A 20,467-nucleotide genomic window follows, 5' to 3' on the forward strand; every position below is an offset into this window, starting at 1 on the left:
GCCTATCGTAGCAAGGAACCTACGGGACTGTTAAAATGAAGGTTAATTGGTTGGTAGCTTATCGGGGAAGCCCCGATGAGTTTACCAGCTTGCTTTACGTACGCCGGGGATCTTGCCGTCCAGTGCCATTTCACGGAACTTAACGCGGCAGATGCCGAACTTACGCATGTAGCCTTTGGGGCGGCCGGTGAGTCCACAACGGTTGTGCAGACGGATGGGGTTGGAGTTGCGGGGAAGCTTGTCCAATTCATCCCAGTTGCCTTCGGCTTTGAGCTGAGCACGCTTCTCGGCGTACTTAGCCACCATACGTTCGCGCTTGCGCTCCCGGGCGATGAGTGATTTACGAGCCATTTGTCGTTAGTTATTCTGATTCTTAAATGGAAGGCCAAGGGCTTTCAGCAGAGCCAGGGCTTCTGCGTCGGTCTCGGCGCTGGTCACGAAAGTGATGTCGTAACCGGTAATGTTGGATACATCGTCGAGGCTGATCTCGGGGAAGATGATCTGCTCGGTGATGCCCATGGTGTAGTTACCACGGCCGTCGAAGCTCTTGTCGTTGATGCCCCGGAAGTCACGTACGCGGGGAAGCGCCGTAGCAATGAGGCGATCCAGGAATTCGTACATCCGGTTGCGACGGAGGGTAACCTTGGCACCGATGGCCATACCGTCACGAAGTCGGAAGTTAGAAACGGATTTCTTGGCCTTGGTGGTAACGGCCTGCTGGCCGGCAACGAGGGTCATTTCCTTGATGGCATTCTCCACCAGCTTGCGGTCCTGAGTACCCTTACCAACACCCTGGTTGATACAGATCTTCAGCAAGCGGGGCGTCTGCATTGAGCTGGAGTAGTTGAACTGCTCCTGCAATTTGGCGCGTACTTCCTCGTCGTACTTTTTCTTAAGTCTTGGCGTGTAGCTGCTCATTACTTGATGATATTACCATTACGCTTGGCGAAACGACGGAGCTTTCCGTCCTCGTCCTGCTTGCGGCCAACGCGGGTTGGCTCATTGGTAGCAGGATCTACCAGCATAAGATTGCTAATGTGGATAGGGGCAGCTTTCTCAACGATGCCGCCGTTTTCGGTTTCGGTCGGTTTCTGGTGCTTCTTGCGAATGTTCACACCATCGACAATTGCGCGGTTATCCTTCGGAAAGACCTCGAGTACCTCGCGAGGGGTAGAACGGTCTTTATCGGCACCGGAGATGACCACGACCATGTCTCCCTTCTTGATCTTCAGCTTCGGCGCGAAGCGCTTCTGCTTGTCTTTATAGGTTTTGTTAGCCATTGGAGATTAATTTGGTGCCCGCTTTAGAGTACTTCGGGGGCCAGTGAAACGATCTTCATGTAGTCGCGGTCGCGAAGTTCGCGGGCCACGGGGCCGAAGATGCGGGTACCGCGGGGCTCTTCGTTGGCGTTGAGCAATACCACGGCGTTGTCATCAAAACGAATGTAGGAGCCATCCTTACGACGAATTTCTTTCTTCGTACGTACGACGACGGCCTTTGAAACGGAGCCTTTTTTGACGTTTCCGCCCGGAGAAGCTTCCTTAACCGATACGACGATCTGATCGCCGATGCTGGCGTAGCGACGCTTAGAGCCGCCAAGTACGCGAATACAGAGTACTTCCTTAGCACCGCTGTTGTCGGCTACGCGCAACCGTGATTCCTGTTGGATCATGACTAGCTATTTTTTTGCCGTGAACGATTAAGGTTACTTGGCTTTTTCCAGAATGGTCACCAGACGCCAGCGCTTGCGGCGGCTCAGGGGACGGGTTTCCATGATGCGCACTGTGTCACCAATGTTGCACTCATTGTTCTCGTCGTGAGCGATGAGCTTCGTCGTTTTCTTCACGTACTTTCCGTAGATCGGGTGCTGAAGACGACGTTGAATGGCGACGGCAATAGTCTTGTCCATCTTGTTGCTCACCACAATACCGTCACGCGTCTTACGCTCGTTACGGCCGGGAGCGGCAGTTTCCTGCTGGGGCGTTACCTCGTTGCTCATGCTTAATTACTTTTTACGACGACGATTACGGATACGATCGCGCTTGGCCACGTCCTCGGCGGACAGGCTCTCAAGCTCGCGACGACGGATCTCAGTTTTGATCCGGGCTACGTCGCGACGAATCGCACGCAGCTGGAGCGGATTTTCGATACCGTTAACGGTATGGTCGAATTTCATTTTTTCGAGGCTTGCGGAAGTCTCCGTCAGCTGATCCTGCAGATCGGCGTCCGAAGCATTGCGCAACTCGACTGTTTTATTACTCGCCATCAGTTTTGCTTATTTTGCTACGTCCACGACTTTGTCGGGAGCGGTCTTAGCTAATTTGTTAATGATTCCGGTTACGCTTAGTCAACGTAGTCTACCCGGGTGACAATTTTGGTCAGTACGGGGAGCTTCTGTGCCGCCAGACGCAGCGCCTCTTCGGCAACTTCGCGGGGTACACCGTCCATCTCAAAGAGAATACGACCAGGCTGTACGTTGGCTACCCAGTGATCCAGGGCACCCTTACCCTTACCCATACGTACCTCCAAAGGCTTGCTGGTGATGGGCTTGTCGGGGAAAATCCGAATCCACACTTTACCCTCACGCTTCATGTAGCGCGTCATGGCAATACGTGCGGCCTCGATCTGACGGTTGGTGATCCGGCCGGTCCCCAGGCTCTTCAGGCCAAAGGATCCGAAGTTCACCCGATTACCACGCTGCGCCAGGCCACGGTTGCGACCTTTCTGCTGCTTGCGGTATTTCGTTCTTTTCGGCTGTAACATGATTATTTTTTTTGTGGGTAAAAGACTGAAAAATCAATCATTTACGCCCGCATTTTGCCGAGGGTCCGGCTAGAGCGGGGCAAAGGTACGGTTTTCCCGTCACTTTGAAAAGCGAGAAGCGCAAAATGTATTTATTTCGCGCTGCCTCGCTTTTAAATCCGAAAGCAAGCCGATAGCGACGCATCATCGTCCGCTATCGCCCTGCTTTCGGAGGGTTGGACATCAGCGCAAGAAGCTTCTTGATAATGTCCGGTCAATCGTACTCTCGCCAGGGGCGGTTGAGTCTCAGCTGGGCAACGAAGCCCGCTCGTAAATTCAATGGGTTAGGCCAAATGGCATCCCATTGATGCTTGTGTTTCGGTAGGGGTAGCGCTGAAGTCGCTGCACTACCCGACGGGGCTACTAGCGACGGTTACCACCGCGACCACCACGGTCGCGGCCACCACGGCCGCCACGGTCACGACCACCACCGCGGCGATCGTTGCCTTTGGTAGCCAGGCCGGCGTTGGGGTTCAGGTCCCGCTTACCGAGTACCTCACCCTTACACAGCCACACTTTGATGCCGATACGACCGTAAACGGTGTGGGCTTCTTTGTGGGCGTAGTCGATGTCGGCACGGAAAGTGTGCAGGGGCGTACGGCCCTCTTTGTACTCTTCCGTCCGGCTCATGTCGGATCCGTTCAGACGACCGGAAATACGAACCTTGATGCCTTCGGCGCTGGCGCGCATCGTGGAGGCGATGCTCGTCTTGATGGCCCGGCGGTAGTTGATCCGCGCTTCGATCTGCTTGGCGATGCTTTCGGCCACAATGTTGGCGTCCAGCTCCGGCTTGCGGATCTCGATGATGTTGATTTGGATATCCTTCTTCGTCAGACGGTGAAGTTCCTGACGAATCTGTTCGATCTCACGGCCACCCTTACCGATGATGATACCGGGACGGGAGGTGTGGATCGTCAGCGTTACCCGCTTCAGCGTACGCTCGATGATGATGCGGGCGATACCACCCTTTTCGATACGGGTACCGAGGTACTGACGCAGCTTCTCGTCTTCAATGACGTTGGCGGCGTACTCTTTGTCAGCATACCAGTTGCTGTCCCACCCGCGAATGTAACCAAGGCGGTTACCAATTGGATTTGTCTTCTGGCCCATGGCTTATTCTTCTACGGTTTCGGGTTCTGCGTCCACGTTAGCTTCGCTGGGGAGCGGCTTGGCGTTGGACACCTTGATGGTGATGTGGCAACTGTGCTTACGAATCCGGTGCGCACGGCCGTGGGGGGCCGGACGGAAACGCTTGATTTGCGCGCCCTGGTCGGCAAAAGCCTCGGATACGAAAAGGCCATACTCGTCGGCGCTCTCTGATCCTCCGGTTTTGTATTCCCAGTTGGCGACGGCCGAAAGAAGGTTCTTCTTCAGCCAGATGGCGGCTTCCTGCTTGCTGTATTCCAGGATGCTCAGTGCCTCCCCTACTTCCTTACCGCGGATCAGGTCCACGACCAACCGCATCTTGCGGACGGACATCGGGATGCTGTTTAAACTTGCTACTGCTTCCATTATGAAATATTTCGAGGGAACGGGTTAGTGCAACGGGCCCGGTACGGACGAGGTCACACTCTACCTTCACTCATTAGGGCGACGCGGCGCGGGTGCAAAATTGTTCGGTTTGGCAATGCAGAGACAAGGCATGCCTTGTCTCTACCCGGCCGGACCGGAAATCTTGGCACCTGCGTTCGCGCCAATTAATTATTTTTTACCACCGTGGCCACGGAATGAACGCGTGGGGGCAAACTCACCGAGCTTGTGCCCTACCATGTTCTCCGTAACGTAGACGGGAACGTGCGTCTTACCGTTGTGAACGGCGATGGTCAAACCCACCATGTCGGGAACGATCATGGAGGCGCGAGACCAGGTTTTGATCATGCCCTTGCGGCCACCTTCCTGTGCCTTGACAACTTTGTCGTACAGACGGTGAAATACGTAAGGACCTTTCTTAAGCGAACGTGCCATGGATTATTTCTTATTCTTCGTCTTGCGACGGCTGATGATCAATTTGTTACTCGCCTTGTTGACGTTACGCGTCTTCTGACCCTTGGCCATAATACCCGTACGGCTGCGTGGGTGACCTCCGGAAGCGCGACCTTCACCACCACCCATCGGGTGATCGACGGGGTTCATGGCTACACCGCGAACGCGGGGACGACGACCCAACCAGCGGCTACGTCCGGCCTTACCGGAAACGCGCAGGGCGTGGTCGGGGTTAGACGTGTTACCGATGGTAGCACGGCAGGTCTTCAGGATACGACGCACCTCGCCGCTGGGCAGCTTCACGGATACGTACTTTCCTTCCTTACCCATCAGGACACCGTTCGTGCCGGCACTACGCGCCAGGGCGGCACCCTTTCCGGGCTGCAGCTCAATGGCGTGGATGGGAGAACCCAGGGGCACATCGGCGAGGAAAAGCGTATTCCCCGTCGTGGGGGCAGCGTTGGCACCGGACTCGAGCTTGTCGCCCACCTTCAGGCCCTGAGGAGCCAGGATGTAGCGCTTCTCACCGTTGGTGTATTCTACCAGGGCGATGAAGGCCGTGCGGTTCGGATCGTACTCGATCGTCTTTACCTCAGCCTGAACACCGTCCAGGTCACGGCGGAAATCAATGATACGGTAACGGCGCTTGTGACCACCACCACGCTGGCGTACGGTCATCTTACCCGTGCGGTTACGGCCACCACTCTTCTTGAGGGGGGCCAGCAGGCTTTTTTCCGGCTTGTCGGTGGTCAGTTCGTCGAACTTGGTACCAACGTGAAAGCGGGAACCTGGGGAAACCGGCTTAAACTTCTTAATTGGCATTATTGCACTGGTTGATCCGGAAGATATCGGAGCAAAAGCACGGCACTACGATCGACTGAAGTCCGCGGCTCCCCACCTTCCGGTGTTTTTATAATTCGTTGTACAAGTCGATGGTGTCACCTTCGATCAGGGTAACGACGGCCTTCTTGAAGGCGGGTACCCGACCGCGGATGATTCCGGACTTGGTCGATCTGTTCTTGGTTTTTCCGGGCATGACCATCGTGTTCACGCGGTCTACCGTCACGCCGTAACGAGCTTCCACTGCGTTACGAACTTCAATCTTGTTGGCCGTCTTAGCCACCACGAAGGTGTACTGCTGGGCATCTTCAGAAAGCAATTCAGCTTTCTCGGATACGACGGGCTTGATGATGATTTGCTTAGCCATCTGAGTATACTTTAAGCGAATTGCTCTTTGAGTTTTTCAATTGCACCTTCGGCAACGATGACCGTGCTGGCCTTCATCAGTTCGTAGGTGTTTACTTCGCCGGCGCTCATGACGTGGCTGTGGGGCAGGTTGCGGCTGCTCCGGTACACGTTAGGGGCGTTGTCAGCCGTGATCAGCAGGACCTTTCCTTCGCTGGCGCCAACGGCGGTCAGGAAGTTCTGGTAGTCTTTGGTCTTGGGAGCTTCAAAGCTCAAGTCCTCTACGATCATGAGTTTACCTTCACCAGCTTTGGTAGAAAGTGCGGAAGCCTTGGCGGCCTGACGTACTTTCTTGTTCAGCTTGATGTCGTAGTTGCGGGGGCGGGGACCGAAGATGCGGCCACCACTACGGAACAGCGGGTTCTTGATGTCACCCTTACGGCTACCCCCCGTACCTTTCTGACGGTGAAGCTTTTTGGTGGAACCGGCGATTTCGCCACGCTCCTTTGCCTTGTGGGTACCCTGGCGCTGAGCGGCCAGGTAAGCCTTAACGGCCAGGTACACGGCGTGCTCGTTGGGCTCTACGCCGAAAATGTTTTCGGGCAGTTCTACCTCACGGCCGGTGCTGCTACCCTGTGCGCTGTGAACTTGCAGTTTCATGTTTATCTATTTACGATCCTTACTTATACGTAGCGGGATCGGCGAATTAAATTATTTGTGCAGGATTACGGTTCCACCTTTGGGGCCGGGTACGGCACCCTTAATGAGGATGAGGTTACGCTCGGGGAATACCTTGAGTACACGCAGGTTCTTAACCGTTACACGGCCACCTCCGTCACGTCCGGCCATCCGCATGCCCTTGAATACCCGGGCAGGGTAGCTGGCCGCACCGATAGAACCGGGGGCACGCTGGCGGTTATGCTGACCGTGAGTAGCGTCGTTCACCCCCTTAAAGTTGTGGCGCTTTACTACACCCTGGAAGCCCTTACCCTTGGAAGTTCCTACGGCGGCGAGCAGGTCGCCCTCCACGAATACTTCGTCTACGGTTACGGTGTCTCCCAGTACTTTTTCCACGTCCATGTCGCGGAATTCCACCACCTCGGCCTTAGCCGTGGTACCGGCGGCCTTAAAGTGGCCGGCCATCTGCTGGCTGGTGTTCTTTTCCTTGCGTTCGCCGTAAGCGAGCTGGAGCGCGTTGTAGTTATCTGAGTCGTCGGTCTTAACCTGTGTAACCACACAAGGACCAGCCTCAATGACGGTACAAGCCACGTTGCGACCTGCGTCGTCGAAGATGGAAGTCATTCCTACCTTCTTACCAATAATTCCGTTCATTGGTTTTGAATTTATTCTTCGCCATCCTGAAATAATACGGAGCGGGCGAGAAAAATTCCGTCCCACGGGTTCAACCGGGGAGGGAACAGTTAGCTAATATGGTTATCCCTACTTCTTCCGCAATGGAGAGAAGTAAAAACTAAAGTGATGCGCCAATGATTAGGTAAGCTTCACCTGAATGTCTACACCACTGGGTAACTCGAGCTTGGAAAGCGCGTCTACCGTCTTTTGGTTAGGAGTGTAGATTTCGATCAGGCGCTTGTGCGTGCGCAACTGAAACTGCTCCCGGGATTTCTTATTCACGTGCGGCGAACGCAGCACTGTGTAAATGTCTTTCTCGGTGGGCAGCGGAATCGGACCGGTAACAATGGCCCCACTGTTCTTTACGGTTTTGACGATCTTCTCGGTAGACTTGTCCACCAGGTTATGATCGTAAGACCGCAGTTTGATGCGAATTTTCTGATTCATGCCAGATTAAAATTTTCAAAAGAGTAGACCGAGCGGCTTTCCGAAGGTCATGATTGTGAAATTCTCCCGGATCGTTGCCGATCCGGGAGAATGATTAATTACTTATGCTTCGCCCTTGGCTTTCTCCATGATTTCCTTCGCGATACCCTGAGGAGCCTCAGTGTAGTGGCTGAAGGTCATGCTGGAGTTAGCGCGGCCAGAAGTGATCGTACGCAGGTCAGTTACGTAACCGAACATTTCGCTCAGGGGCACGTCAGCGGAAATCCGCACGGCACCACCAGATACGGGCTCCTGACCCCGGGGAAGACCACGGCGACGGTTGAGGTCACCGATTACGTTACCCGTGTACTCCTCGGGCGTAGTGATCACTACGTCCATGATGGGTTCGAGCAGCTTGGGGCTACACTTGGGAGCAGCGGCCTTGAAACCTTCCTTGGCACAAAGCTCGAAGGCAATCGGCTTGGAGTCAACGGAGTGCATACCACCGTCGAATACCCGCACCTTCATGCTGTCGATGTTGTAACCGGCGAGGATACCGTTCTTCATCATGGAGGTGAAACCGTCCTTGATGGGCTTCTGGTAGTTCTTGTCGATGGCACCACCTACGATGTCCCAAACGAACTGCAGGCGCTCCTTACCGCTCTTGAACTCGTCGCTGTCCAGGAACTCCTGGTCGGCGGGGCCGAGCGTGAAGCTCATGTCGGCAAACAGACCGGAACCACCGGACTGCTTCTTGAGGCGCTCGCGGTGTTCAACTTCCACGAACAGCGCTTCCTTGTAGTTTACCTGAGGGGCACCAACGTTGGCCTCCACCTTAAACTCACGCTTCAGGCGGTCAACGATGATTTCCAGGTGAAGCTCACCCATACCGGAGATTACCGTCTGGTTGGTGTCTTCGTCGTACTTAACGGTGAAGGTGGGATCCTCTTCGGCCAGTTTGGCGAGGGCCATACCGAGCTTGTCGAGGTCTTTCTGCGTCTTGGGCTCAACGGCAACACCGATTACGGGATCGGGGAATACCATGGATTCCAGTACGATGGGGTTGGCTTCGTCACAAAGCGTGTCACCCGTACGGATGTCCTTGAAACCTACGGCAGCGGCGATGTCACCAGCTTCTACCTTGTCAATCTGCTGCTGCTTGTTGGCGTGCATCTGGTAGAGACGGGAGATCCGCTCCTTGTTGCCGGAACGCGTATTCTTCACGTAAGAACCAGCCTCCAGTTTACCGGAGTAGACGCGCATGAAGGCCAGACGACCTACGAAGGGGTCGGTAGCAATCTTGAACGCCAGGGCGGCGAAGGGCTCGTCTACGCTGGCCTTACGCTCGAGGGTTTTCTCCTCGTCGTCGGGGTGGGTACCGGTTACGGGAGGAACGTCCAGCGGGCTGGGCAGGTAGGCACAAACGGCGTCCAGTACGGCCTGTACGCCCTTGTTCTTGAAGGCAGAACCACACATCATGGGAACGAAAGCAGCGTCCATTACGGCGTCACGCACGGCGGCGCGAACTTCCTCCACGGTGATGCTGTCGGGATCGTCGAAGAACTTCTCCAGCAGCGACTCGTCGTATTCGGCCACGGCTTCGAGCAGTTTCTCGCGCCACTCCATTACGGTGTCTTCCAGATCCTCGGGCATATCCACTACCTCGAAGGTCATTCCCATGTCGTCCTCGTTCCACACGATGGGCTGCATCGTGATGAGGTCAACGACTCCCTGAAAGCGCTCTTCGGCGCCGATGGGAACCTGCAGGGGAATTGACTTGGAACCGAGCTTTTCTTCCACGTCCTTAACGACGCTGAAGAAGTCAGCACCGGAACGGTCCATCTTGTTTACGAAGCCAATGCGGGGAACTTTGTAGTTGTCCGCCAGGCGCCAGTTGGTTTCCGACTGAGGCTCTACACCGGATACGGCACAGAACAGGAACACGAGACCGTCGAGAACCCGCAGAGAGCGGTTTACCTCTACGGTGAAGTCAACGTGACCCGGAGTGTCGATGATGTTGAAGGTGTAGTCCTGATCCTTCCACTTCCAGTTGGTGTGGGTAGCGGCGGAGGTAATGGTGATACCACGCTCCTGCTCCTGCTCCATCCAGTCCATGGTAGCGGCACCGTCGTGTACTTCGCCGATCTTGTGGCTAATACCGGTGTAGTAAAGAATACGTTCGGTAGTCGTGGTTTTTCCGGCATCAATGTGCGCGGCGATACCGATGTTGCGGGTGAATTTGAGATCCGTAGCCATGGTTGGAGCTAATTAGGATATGATTAGTTGGGGGAATGTGAGATAAGCAAGTAAGGAATTGATGCCTAGCGACCGTAGTGAGCAAAAGCCCGGTTAGACTCGGCCATCTTGTGGGTATCTTCCTTACGCTTCACGGCAAGGCCTTCGTTGCGGCTTGCGGCGAGGAGTTCGCTGGCCAGCTTCTCGGCCATGCCCTTACCGGAGCGCTGGCGGGCGAAGTTGATCAGCCATTTGATGCCGATGCTCATCTTACGCTTGGCGCGGATTTCGGTAGGGATCTGGAAGGTAGCACCACCGATCCGGCGGCTACGTACTTCCACCTGAGGCATGGCGTTGTTCAGGGCACGCTTCCATACTTCGTACTCATCGATTTCTTCACCGGAGACTTTCTCCTTGATGATGTCCATCGCATCGTAGAAGATGGTAAAGGCGGTACTCTTCTTACCGGCCAGCATCAGATTGTTGACGAACTGAGTCACCATGGGATCACCGTAGCGGGGATCGGGAGCGATGACTCGTACTTTTGGTTTTCTTTTACGCATTTGTTCAGCGGTTTCTTAGATGAAACGTAAATCAGATTATTTCTTAGGCTTCTTAGCACCGTACTTAGACCGGGCCTGACGACGGTCAGCAACACCGGCAGTATCCAAGGCACCACGAACAATCGTGTACCGTACACCGGGAAGGTCCTTCACACGACCACCGCGGATCAGTACGATTGAGTGCTCCTGCAGGTTGTGGCCTTCACCGGGGATGTAGGCGATCACCTCAATCCCGTTGGTAAGACGCACTTTGGCTACCTTACGCAGAGCAGAGTTAGGTTTCTTTGGAGTGGTAGTGTACACACGAGTACACACGCCGCGTTTTTGCGGACAAGCATCCAGGGCGCGTGACTTACTGGTCGTCACGATTTGCTTGCGCCCCTTACGCACTAATTGATTAATTGTAGGCATACGTTTTCTTTGCTTTAATACGCTTTTTTTGTTCACCAGAGGCCTACCTCCTGAAAAAGCGAGCACAAAGGTAGTCTTTTCTTTTTGCATATCCTAACGACAGCGCCCAGAGAATTCATTTTTTTGGCACCCCACCAGGCACCAATCACTACTGGTATCCAAAACGTTGCGGTTTGGGCCGCCATTCCCGCTAATACGCCTCCCCGGAGACCTTATATATAAGGTTACAATTTTTTCAGACCAGGGTACCAGGAAATGAAGGGAAACAAGGTCCCCGCCAGGAGATTGATGCCAACTGACTACCTCACCGCTGGAAGCTAGCCCAACCACCACCAGACCAGAGATTATGGCCGGAGGCAGGTGCCGAGCGGTGAGCGAGGAGCAGTGTCGCTTCGCTCGGCCGGCCAGTCAGCTCGTGCCTCGCACTTGGGCGGACGAGCTCCCTCAACTCCTTTGCCTTAGACACCTGCTCCATGAGGTTACCAATTCTTCCTCCTTCATTCTTCCTCCTTCATTCTTTCTTCTTCCTTCTTCTAATCACCTTCACTGTTTAGGCTTCCTTCTCTTAAGTCTTACGACCGGCTTGCGGAGCAACCTGTTCCGGAGGTTTCGGCTACGGGAATTATCATGCACACGAAAGAAGACTCCAACAGTGAGAGCGGCTCGACGTGCAACGTCTCAATCAATTGCTGGCTTCCTCCCGGTTCCTTCTCCGAGCGGTCAACGCTATTCAGGGAAGGGCACCCCCTAAATCCTCAAGCCTAAAACCTGAATCCTCCTCTCCCCTCCCCCCTAAAAGAGCATAACCCCACCGAACAGGATTGTCCGGCAGGGTCGCGCTACTCTCTAAATCTTCATTCGGGCCGCAGATCCGGCCCCGGAGGAACCCCTAGCGGGATACCACCGTCATGCGTTTGGTCTGGCGTTCTGCTCCCACCGTAAGGGTGTAGGTCAGTACGCCGGTCGTATTTTTCAGGTCGTCGGAGATGGACAATTGCACCTGGTTTTCTCCCCGATGGCCATCCAGTTGGCGGGCCATGACGAGGCGTCCGGTTACGTCCCGGATTTCCAGGCCCACGGGGCCTGCCTTCATTAGGTCGAATGCAATTGTGGTTTGAGCGGCAGCCGGGTTGGGGAAGTTCTGGTGGAGGACAATGCCCTCACCGCCCGTCTGCTGGCGAAAATTCAGACTCAGTTGAGCCGCAGCTCCGTCCGTAGTGTAGGCCTCGGAGAAGGTCACCAGGTCGGAGGCGCTAAGGTAATCACTAATTCTGAGATCCTCGGTAGCCCGGAGGTTCAATTCGAGTACCACCGTTTCCTTCATTTCTTCCCGGCCGTCGTAGCTGACCATGAGCAGACCTTCACTCATGCGCAGGTCGTTGACGTTACCGGCACCCATCAGGTCGGAGTTCCATCCTTCGAGTACCAGTCCGGGTGACATTTCCAGCGTCGTCTGGAAGCCCTGGACCCCATCAGCGGTAAGGGGAAGGCTGATGCGATCACCGGCCCGCATGACTAAGTCCTCGGCGGTCAGTTCCGCGGCCTCGCGGCCACCACCGTCCAGGAATACGTCCCCGATTTCGATGGCGACGAAGTCCGCTTCCCGGTTGTGGCCGTCCAGGGGACTCACCTCGAAGGTCGTCGGGAAGATGGAAGGGTCCCAGCCTTCGGCGAGGCCGTCCAGGTTAAAGTCGCGGCGGATGAAGCGCCAGGAGGGGCTGCTCGGGAAGCCATTATCGATCCCGAGAATCACCCGGCGAATGGCCACCATATCGGCTACGTTGATGAATCCGTCACCCGTGGCGTCCGCCGCCAGCATCAGGTACGGGTTATTCAGCGTCTGAGTCCCCAGGATGTGGCTCATGATCTTGATCACGTCACTCGTCTTTACCCGGCTCAGGTCAACGCTGTTGTGGGTTGCGGGACGAACCATGTACTGGCCACCCACCTCCAGTCCGGCGAAGAGGAAGCTACCGTTGGCGTCGGTGTACTGCATGTCGTCCATGCTGCCGTAGTCGGAGATGTGTACTTCCATGTCCGGAAGCAGTTCGTCCTGTGGCGTGGTGATGAAGCCCGCCAGGGAGCCCAGCCCGCCGCCGTCGCAGATGTCCTCGTTGAAGGCTTCGATTACGGCGGTGGTGGAACAGTAGTCGCCCTGTCCGTTCGGACCGAACACGTACACCCGCACGTCCAGTTCACCCAGGTCATCGCAGGTTACGGGGAAGCTCAGCCGGCCCGGCTGGGGAACGAATCCCGGCACGCCCGCTTCACCTTCTTCCCGGTACACGGAAAGCTGAATCTCCTGGTTATTGCAGTTGCCGTTCACGCCAACGATGTAGTCGTCGGCTTCCACCATGGCCATTCCGCCACCGTTGCCGTCGTTCATCAGTACGAAGGTCAGTCGCTCGATACAGATCGGTGCTATGGTCGAGTTGTCTTCGATGTCGAAGGGAATTACCCGACCGTTGGTGTTGCCGCAGCCGTCAAACCCACGGACCCGGATGGCGTGCTGCCCGATCGGGAGGTCCTCCAGAATCACGTTGAAGGTGCCGTCTCCGTTGCTGATCAGTTCCGCGTCCGTCAGGCCACGGACGGCGTTGAAGCCACTACTGACGTCGTAGTCAATGTCCAGGGTGGCTACTGCGGTTACGTTATCGGGGGAACACTCGTCAAAGACCGTGAAGTCGATCTGGATGCCGCCTCCCTCACAGTCCTCGCTCTCGGCGATGTCCGAAGAGATGTTGGTGATCTGTGGCGCAATGTTGTCGTATACCTTGATGTACTGAACATAGCGGAAGGCACCCCGGCTTTCGGAGTTGGCGTAGCCGGTGTCGCCGTCGTTGTCCGTATCCTCATTCATGGTGTTGCTCGCGGCATCGTCCGGATCGAGGAAGCGAATGCTGTTGTTGTTCGTCCGGTCCGCATCGCGGTCCAGGATGGCCACGTCATCATCGGCGTCCATGTTGTCTCCGGGTACGATATGCAGGTAAGTGGCCTCGTTGAAGTTGCCGTCGAAGTCAGCATCCCGGGGAATATTGTAGAAGTCACCGAAGCTGTTGTACTCACACCAGTTCAGGATTTCGATCGTCCGCCGCAGCTTGAAGCACTCTTCGGCGTTGGAGAAGAAGGTGTCGACGGAGATGTTGGCAACGATGTTGTCGCAGGCCAGCTCATTGATGATGACGTCATTGTAGGTGGGCACGTTGCCACAGGTTGTCTGGGCATCCGCGGGGAAAGCCACCGTGTAGCTGCGGATACCACCGATGCTGATGATCTGCTGGCAACCGGGCGCGGAGACAAATCCGCGGGCATCGGTTACGGTAAAGGTTCTCGTTACGGTTCCCGTTCCACAGTCGTTGATGTCGGAGAAGATGTCCTGAGCGGTAATTTCATTCCCGCAGTTGTCCAGGCTGGTGGGCGCACCGAAGAGGTTGTTGAACAGGTTCACCACCCCTTCGGGGTCATCTTGAAAGAGACCGTTCACGTCTTCGGGCAGGATGTCGTCGGCTTCATTACAGTTCAGGGTGATGGGGCCGGGAGCCACACAGATGGGAGCCGAGTTATCCACTACGTTCAGGATGGCCATCCGGGTATTGGAGTTGCCGTTGGCGTCGGTGGCGCGCAGGATGACGGGTACCGCCCCCACGTCAATACAGGTTAGTGTGATGGAGGGGCCAAAGGCACCAATGGGCAGCAGTGAGCTGGGGTTAGCGAACGCAATTTCCAGCAAAACCTCCGAACAGTCATCGTAGGAACCGCGGTCCACTTCCGTAGCCAGCACGACGGCAAAGCCACTGTTGCTCAGGCTTACGTTAAGGGCATTTTCGGCGATCACGACCGGACCGGAACGGTCGACAATTTCAAAGTCCACTTCCTCTACACTTTCGTTGCCACAATCGTCGATGGCTACGTACCGCAGGGTATGCAGGCCGAGGGGGATGAAGGGCGTCAGGCGATCAACCGGGTTGGGCGCCAGTACGTTGATGGGCCCCAGCTGATTTTCGGGGTCCTGCTCCAGCAGAACGTAAGCCGTAAAGGAAGAAATCGTGGAGCAACCGTCCGTTACCTGCAGGCCACCGGTATTGGTGTTGATGAAGGCACCACAGCCCGGGGCGTTGGTCGAAAACAGCAAAGGACCATCATCAGCCTCGCCGTCCAGGTCATTATCCTGTACGGGCACGGTGATGATGGGACCATCCGTATCTCCCACCTTCACCAGCTGGGAAAAGGTTTGTACGTTGTCCGGGTTACACCAGTCGATGACCGTATAGGTACGGACGAATTTATAGGTCTCATTACAGGTCACGATGGGCTCGCTGTCACTGTAGGAAGCGCCCACGTTACCAAAGTTTACGTTCAGGTAAATCGTATCGTCGTCGGCCGTTACGATGAAGGGGTAATCTTCGGGCTCGGGGAGCGGGTACACTCCCTCTACTAAGTCCGGGTCGTCACACGATACGCCCACTACGTCCAGGGGCTCCTGAACGTCGCCACCGTCGGGGCGGAAGAGCACAATATCGTAGGATACTTCCACCACGACGGGCTCAAAATCCAGTCCCGAGCAGGTGCTGGCCTCATCGGAAGCCAGGAAAGTACGGGTGATGATGATGTCTTCACAGGGGCCTTCGTTGGTGATCACGTCCCGGACGGTCACGTCGATATCGGAGCAGGCGTCCAGGAAGCGAGGAATGTCTCCGCCAGCAATCAGGCGCGTCATCAGCGCCGGGTCCAGGGTTCCCATGATGGGGAAGCCCGTTGAGCCGTTCACGCGAAAAGAGCGGGAAACGCTGGTGGGTAAGGTATTGATGGTCAGATCCGCTAATTCGGTCGAGAAAAATGGACCGTAGGAGGCGGCGGTAAGGAACTGTACGGGCGGCGTTACGTCGCGCGAAGTAATGGTTCCGCTGCCAAACGTAAACCCAACCACGGTACTGTCGGGGTTGGGGATGATCTCATAATCAAATTCCCCACATCCGTCCAGAATGGGACCGTTGGAGGGGTTATCATCATCGATAGAAATAATAAAGGCTCCTGCCGGAGGGATGCGGCCGTCCCCGTCAACGTCTCCATTGCCGGAGAGTAAATTACTGGGGAGGATCGGGCGCGAACAATCGTCGCCGAGTTCCACATTAACAAAGGTGATACTTGCATAATTCACCTCGTATGTAGTACCTTGTGCTCGTAGAGTAGAGATTGCGAATGTTAGCGTGCACAGTGCTAACAAAAGTAAATGCTTTACTTTTGACATATCGTGTAAATTGTGATGTCGCAGCAACCCTGACCCGTTCACTGATTAGGGTAGCTGAATTAGAGAGAGAAATCGATCACTTTTTCAATCCTCGCTGTTGCCGCAGCAGAACCGAAAAAGCAGAATCATCACAAGAAAAATTAAGCCGAATGCGTCTTGCCGGATGCCTTCGGCTTTTTTCGTTGGTCAGATTCGTTGGCTAAAACTCATTCTTTCACGATATGTGCACAGTTGGACCAATTTTTTTTCAAGAAATTTTCATTTGGTCCCCGAATAAGCTGTCTACGAAGGCCCTTTTGTTGAATATCTGCAGCTGTTCGATCCCCTCTCCTACCCCGATGTAGCGGATGGGCACCTTGAACTGATCCGTAATACCAATCGCGACCCCACCCTTGGCCGTGCCGTCCAGTTTGGTGAGCGCCAGTGCCGTCACGTCCGTAGCTTCCGTAAAGGCCTTGGCCTGCTCGATGGCATTCTGTCCCGTCGTGGCATCCAGCACCAGCAGCACCTGATGGGGCGCCGAGGGCAGTGCCTTAGTGATGGAGCGCTTGATCTTGGACAGCTCCTTCATCAAATTAAATTTAGTGTGCAGCCGGCCGGCAGTATCGATGATGGCCACGTCGCACTTATGGTCAATGGCGTACTTCACCGTCTCGTAGGCCACGGCAGCGGGGTCGGTGTTCATTCCTTTAGAATAGAAATCACAGCCCACCCGGTCCGCCCAGATGTTCAACTGATCAACTGCGGCAGCCCGGAAAGTATCCGCCGCCCCCAGCACGACCTTATGGCCTCTTTGCTTGTACTGGTGAGCAATTTTTCCAATTGTGGTAGTCTTACCCACACCGTTAACCCCGACGACGAGAATAATCGCCGGCACGCCTTCTTCGGATTCCGGCAGTACGTAATCTTCGTAATCAATGTCGTTTTGCTCGGCCAGTACCTGAACGATTTCGTCCCGGAGTAATTCATTGAGCTCTGCCGCATTAAGGTAATTGTCCCGCTTCACCCGGTCCTCAAAGCGATCAATGATCTTTACCGTGGTTTCAATGCCCACATCACTGGACACCAAAATCATCTCCAACTCGTCCAGAAATTCAATGCCTACTTTATCCTTTCCGGCAACGGCGCGGGTGATTTTATCAAAGAAGCCGGCCTTAGTCTTTTCTAAGCCTTTGTCAAGGTCTTCCTTTTTCTCCTGGTTAAAAAACTTCTTAAAGAAACTCATATCGATGATAAACTTATCGGTTGAAGGACGAGGAAGCACAACCCAGGGTTCCTCCGGATTCCGTCTGCAGACACTTTGCAAAATGCTCGTGTACGTGTGGGCGCATGCGCGCAGGTGCAGCGACCACCGGTGAGGTGCGGTGTACTTCCGGCAAAGGTAACAAGACACCGCCAAGAATAGATGCGATCAGGAAGGCTTACTGCCCCATAAAGGGGATCGGAAGCATCAGTCGGGGGATTCCGCCGTGGCCCGGGCGTTTGTTATCCAGGTCCGGAAGGTTGGCCAGCAGATAATTGGGTAACTGCACCGGGTGGTCCAGCAGGTCCCGATGGGGCTCCCCGGATAGGGCCTGGTAAGAGCGGCTGCCACTCGTGACTCCCAGGTTAAAGAATACCCCGGTAGTGCGCCCGAGTCTCAACAGGGAGGGCGTATCCGCCACCAGGACTACGCAGCGTGGAGACGTAATTCCCGCCAGGTCCATCGCGCGCTGAATGGGATTCGTCTGGTTCTCATAGTCGGTGATCACCAGTTGTACCAACCGGTCTTCTTCCACCTGCCAGTTGAGGCGATTCAACAGCACCCCGGTAGTCTCCCGGTCATAGTCACTGAGCAGGCAAACCTTTACCCCGCGGCGGCGCAACCACCGGAAGGTAGCCTCAATTTCTGCCGCTTTCTCCAGGGCGGCCGTTCGCATGAAAGATTCCATCCCTTCCTGCACGCGCACACAGACGTCTTCCAGCCGAAAAATGGCCAACTGAAGAAACTGTTCATGGTTGGGGAAAGACATTATCTGAGATACGATTGAGACAAGTAACTATACGGTTCACCAAGGAGATCAACCAGTTGACCGCATTAGTGAAACATGAATGCGTCACTAATAATTGCAAAAATCCTGATAAAGAATACTCCTGACAACCATCTCCCTTCAATATAATGGATTAATGACGTGCGCTTAATGTTCATTTAATATTGGCCCCCGGTCCTCATCACTAGCCAACAAAAGGCTTAACTTGCACCCTCACTACCTGAGGTCAACCCATCGCCTCCTGACTTTAGCCCAAATTTTCACCCCACCCCATCAACCCCTGGATTTTGCCCGATATCCTCTACCATAAAATTCATCATCAAGACGATGATTTCGACTGGATGGTGTTCATTCATGGCGCCGGTGGCAGTTCCGTTACCTGGAAACATCAGGTCAAAGCCTTTAAACCCTTCTTTAACCTTCTCCTCATCGACATGCGGGACCACGGTTATTCGAAGGACCTGGAGCCCCATTATTCCAGCTATGATTTCGACATCGTGACGGACGACATCCTGCGGACCATCGATCACGTCGGGGTGAAAAAAGCCCATTTCCTGGCCCTTTCCCTGGGCAGCATCATTCTGCAACGCCTCGATGATCGCCGCCCAGAAATGATCCAGTCCATGATCATGGCCGGTGGGGTTTTCAAGGCCGACTGGCGTATTCGCCTGTTCGCCCATTCAGGAAAATTCCTGAGTTACTTCATTCCCTTCCGCTGGATTTATGACAGTTTCATCATCATCGTGCTGCCCCGGGAAAACCACGCTCCCAGCCGACGCCTCTACCGACTTCAGTCAAAAAAACTGACCCCCGCTGAATTCCTGAAGTGGCTGGGCCTTTATCGGGATTTCTTTCAGGTGGTGCGTCGCTTTTACCGCAGAAAACTCCGGACCAACAGCCTCATCGTCATGGGCGGGCAGGATCACGTTTTTCTGGATGCCGCCAAGCGCTTCACCAAAAACCAGGCGCACCTCGCCGAACTGGTGATTCTGGAGGGGTGCGGGCACCTGTGTAATCTGGAGGAAGTACAGCGTTTCAATGACGCCGTCCTCAAATGGCTGGGTAAGCCCGTCAGTGAATGAGTCTGATGCCCTCCCGCTAAATCGCGAATACGTCCCGGGGCGGTATCATAGCGCTACCTGCTTGTCGTACTGGGTTAGCTCGAGGTTCTCAATGATCGTAATCAGCTTTTTCCCGTAGTTGGGGTCGGTTGCGTAGCCGCACTTCTTCAGTCCGTGCGCCCATTTTTTGTAGTCCGTTCCGTGCGCCTTGAGTTTGGCGTACCGGGAGATGCTCAGGAGTTCACTGTGCTCCCGGAAGCTCTCCGCGGCGGAGTCGAAGACGCGAAACATATCGTACCGACTGTCGTCAGAGTAGTTTCTACAGGTGCAGCCCAGGCACTTCTTTTTGCACTTGATCCCGAAGTGGTTGTTACTTTTCACGGCCAGCTTACTGTCTCCGGCATTGCTTTCCAGCAGCCCCTGCGCCAGGGTGATACTGGCGGGGATTCCGTATTGCTCCATCTCCCGTTGGGCAATTTTGGCGTAGCGCTTGAGGTAATTCTTTACCCGATCCTTTTTGGCCTCAATAATTTCCGGCGAGAGGCCCTTCCGTTCACCGTAGTCCGGACTCAAGACCAGGGTCAAATTACTGATGTGGGGGGCGGGGTCATCGGTGACGGCCACGTCATTAAAATCATCGTGGCCCTTCGTCAACTGAGCGGGGGGCGGAGTTGCCGGAGATGATTTAGTTGGACTGGTTTGCTGCCAGGCGGTAGCCAGGGCCATCACCCGGTCCCCCAGGCCCGAAAGCCAGGGACTTAAATTTGCCTCAGAAATCATGGCCGTTCCCTCTTCCAGTGGTTCATACACGTCTACCCGAACACTGAGGCCACGGCTGACACAGAGGTAAATAATCAGGGCGATCAAAAAGATTTCCACGGCGTAGTGCACCGTATAATCCAGGGTTTTGGCCAGGTAACGGCCGAGCAGGGTAGCTCTGGGGCTATTCGTTGAAGACATATCTGATGTTTTTACAACCTGAAAAGTGTGGTGTCCTGCTGTCGCAACAAAAATAAACAAAATATTTTATTTTAAAACAATTCGCTAAATTTTAAAACATTTTTTGTTTTTACGACCCCGCTCATCCAGTATTTCCATCCTATTAAATGGTTGCTTATCTTCCGGTCCTGCGCCCAAAATTTTCTTTTCCGGGGATGAAAAAGAAAGTAC

At 54.8% G+C, this 20,467-nt stretch carries 23 protein-coding genes; 1 reads left to right on the forward strand and 22 read right to left on the reverse strand.

Annotated features, from left to right (window positions below; genetic code table 11):
* Window positions 1-81: 81 nt before the first annotated feature.
* The 21 genes from rpsN to E1J53_RS03100 all read right to left on the reverse strand — a co-directional run bounded on the left by rpsN (window position 82) and on the right by E1J53_RS03100 (window position 18,218).
* A complete protein-coding gene (rpsN, locus tag E1J53_RS03000; protein ID WP_134271647.1) occupies window positions 82-351 on the reverse strand; it encodes a 30S ribosomal protein S14 in 270 nt (89 codons plus the stop codon).
* 6 nt (window positions 352-357) lie between these two features.
* Window positions 358-918, reverse strand: coding sequence for a 50S ribosomal protein L5 (gene rplE, locus E1J53_RS03005; RefSeq protein WP_134271646.1), 561 nt, complete (start codon window positions 916-918; stop codon window positions 358-360).
* Window positions 918-1,280: a 50S ribosomal protein L24 gene (gene rplX / locus E1J53_RS03010; protein ID WP_216649991.1), complete on the reverse strand. Its 363-nt coding sequence runs from the start codon at window positions 1,278-1,280 to the stop codon at window positions 918-920. The genes rplE and rplX overlap by 1 nt, the downstream gene beginning before the upstream one ends.
* Before the next feature lie 23 nt (window positions 1,281-1,303).
* Entirely contained in the window at window positions 1,304-1,672 is a 369-nt protein-coding gene (gene rplN, locus E1J53_RS03015) for a 50S ribosomal protein L14 (RefSeq protein WP_134271645.1), read from the reverse strand.
* Between the two features lie 33 nt (window positions 1,673-1,705).
* A complete protein-coding gene (rpsQ, locus tag E1J53_RS03020; protein WP_134271644.1) occupies window positions 1,706-1,999 on the reverse strand; it encodes a 30S ribosomal protein S17 in 294 nt (97 codons plus the stop codon).
* A 6-nt stretch (window positions 2,000-2,005) separates the two neighbouring features.
* Window positions 2,006-2,266 carry a 50S ribosomal protein L29 gene (rpmC, locus tag E1J53_RS03025; protein WP_134271643.1) on the reverse strand — a complete coding sequence of 87 codons (261 nt, stop codon included), beginning with the start codon at window positions 2,264-2,266 and terminating at the stop codon, window positions 2,006-2,008.
* A gap of 77 nt (window positions 2,267-2,343) precedes the next feature.
* The gene (rplP, locus tag E1J53_RS03030) at window positions 2,344-2,763 is read right to left on the reverse strand and encodes a 50S ribosomal protein L16 (RefSeq protein ID WP_134271642.1); all 420 of its coding nucleotides are present in this window, start codon (window positions 2,761-2,763) and stop codon (window positions 2,344-2,346) included.
* 402 nt (window positions 2,764-3,165) lie between these two features.
* Window positions 3,166-3,912 carry a 30S ribosomal protein S3 gene (gene rpsC, locus E1J53_RS03035; protein WP_134271641.1) on the reverse strand — a complete coding sequence of 249 codons (747 nt, stop codon included), beginning with the start codon at window positions 3,910-3,912 and terminating at the stop codon, window positions 3,166-3,168.
* 3 nt (window positions 3,913-3,915) lie between these two features.
* Entirely contained in the window at window positions 3,916-4,314 is a 399-nt protein-coding gene (gene rplV, locus E1J53_RS03040; protein WP_134271640.1) for a 50S ribosomal protein L22, read from the reverse strand.
* Between the two features lie 189 nt (window positions 4,315-4,503).
* A complete protein-coding gene (gene rpsS / locus E1J53_RS03045; protein WP_134271639.1) occupies window positions 4,504-4,767 on the reverse strand; it encodes a 30S ribosomal protein S19 in 264 nt (87 codons plus the stop codon).
* A 3-nt stretch (window positions 4,768-4,770) separates the two neighbouring features.
* Window positions 4,771-5,607, reverse strand: coding sequence for a 50S ribosomal protein L2 (gene rplB, locus E1J53_RS03050; RefSeq protein ID WP_134271638.1), 837 nt, complete (start codon window positions 5,605-5,607; stop codon window positions 4,771-4,773).
* Window positions 5,608-5,695: 88 nt separating this feature from the next.
* On the reverse strand, window positions 5,696-5,992 hold the full coding sequence (rplW, locus tag E1J53_RS03055; RefSeq protein ID WP_134271637.1) for a 50S ribosomal protein L23: 297 nt from the start codon (window positions 5,990-5,992) through the stop codon (window positions 5,696-5,698).
* 11 nt (window positions 5,993-6,003) lie between these two features.
* Window positions 6,004-6,630, reverse strand: a complete 627-nt coding sequence (rplD, locus tag E1J53_RS03060; protein WP_134271636.1) for a 50S ribosomal protein L4 — start codon at window positions 6,628-6,630, stop codon at window positions 6,004-6,006.
* Between the two features lie 51 nt (window positions 6,631-6,681).
* A complete protein-coding gene (gene rplC, locus E1J53_RS03065) occupies window positions 6,682-7,302 on the reverse strand; it encodes a 50S ribosomal protein L3 (protein WP_134271635.1) in 621 nt (206 codons plus the stop codon).
* Window positions 7,303-7,461: 159 nt separating this feature from the next.
* A complete protein-coding gene (gene rpsJ, locus E1J53_RS03070) occupies window positions 7,462-7,770 on the reverse strand; it encodes a 30S ribosomal protein S10 (protein ID WP_068216020.1) in 309 nt (102 codons plus the stop codon).
* Window positions 7,771-7,872: 102 nt separating this feature from the next.
* Entirely contained in the window at window positions 7,873-10,005 is a 2,133-nt protein-coding gene (gene fusA, locus E1J53_RS03075) for an elongation factor G (RefSeq protein ID WP_134271634.1), read from the reverse strand.
* Window positions 10,006-10,070: 65 nt separating this feature from the next.
* Window positions 10,071-10,547, reverse strand: a complete 477-nt coding sequence (gene rpsG / locus E1J53_RS03080; protein ID WP_134271633.1) for a 30S ribosomal protein S7 — start codon at window positions 10,545-10,547, stop codon at window positions 10,071-10,073.
* Between the two features lie 36 nt (window positions 10,548-10,583).
* The gene (gene rpsL / locus E1J53_RS03085; RefSeq protein ID WP_134271747.1) at window positions 10,584-10,958 is read right to left on the reverse strand and encodes a 30S ribosomal protein S12; all 375 of its coding nucleotides are present in this window, start codon (window positions 10,956-10,958) and stop codon (window positions 10,584-10,586) included.
* Window positions 10,959-11,847: 889 nt separating this feature from the next.
* On the reverse strand, window positions 11,848-16,116 hold the full coding sequence (locus E1J53_RS03090; protein ID WP_134271632.1) for a hypothetical protein: 4,269 nt from the start codon (window positions 16,114-16,116) through the stop codon (window positions 11,848-11,850).
* Window positions 16,117-16,453: 337 nt separating this feature from the next.
* Window positions 16,454-17,431 carry a signal recognition particle-docking protein FtsY gene (ftsY, locus tag E1J53_RS03095; protein ID WP_134271631.1) on the reverse strand — a complete coding sequence of 326 codons (978 nt, stop codon included), beginning with the start codon at window positions 17,429-17,431 and terminating at the stop codon, window positions 16,454-16,456.
* A 196-nt stretch (window positions 17,432-17,627) separates the two neighbouring features.
* Window positions 17,628-18,218 (reverse strand): HAD family hydrolase, encoded by a 591-nt coding sequence (locus E1J53_RS03100; protein WP_134271630.1) that lies wholly within the window; start codon window positions 18,216-18,218, stop codon window positions 17,628-17,630.
* A 305-nt stretch (window positions 18,219-18,523) separates the two neighbouring features.
* On the opposite strand from E1J53_RS03100, the gene E1J53_RS03105 reads away from it, so the two are divergent.
* Window positions 18,524-19,318 carry an alpha/beta fold hydrolase gene (locus E1J53_RS03105; protein ID WP_134271629.1) on the forward strand — a complete coding sequence of 265 codons (795 nt, stop codon included), beginning with the start codon at window positions 18,524-18,526 and terminating at the stop codon, window positions 19,316-19,318.
* 45 nt (window positions 19,319-19,363) lie between these two features.
* Here the strand turns inward: E1J53_RS03105 and E1J53_RS03110 are convergent, their stop codons facing one another.
* Window positions 19,364-20,257 (reverse strand): glycoside hydrolase family 73 protein, encoded by an 894-nt coding sequence (locus E1J53_RS03110; protein WP_134271628.1) that lies wholly within the window; start codon window positions 20,255-20,257, stop codon window positions 19,364-19,366.
* Window positions 20,258-20,467 lie beyond the last annotated feature (210 nt).

Origin of the sequence: Lewinella sp. W8 (assembly GCF_004375085.3) — a bacterium.
Taxonomy (GTDB): Bacteria; Bacteroidota; Bacteroidia; order Chitinophagales; family Saprospiraceae; genus Neolewinella.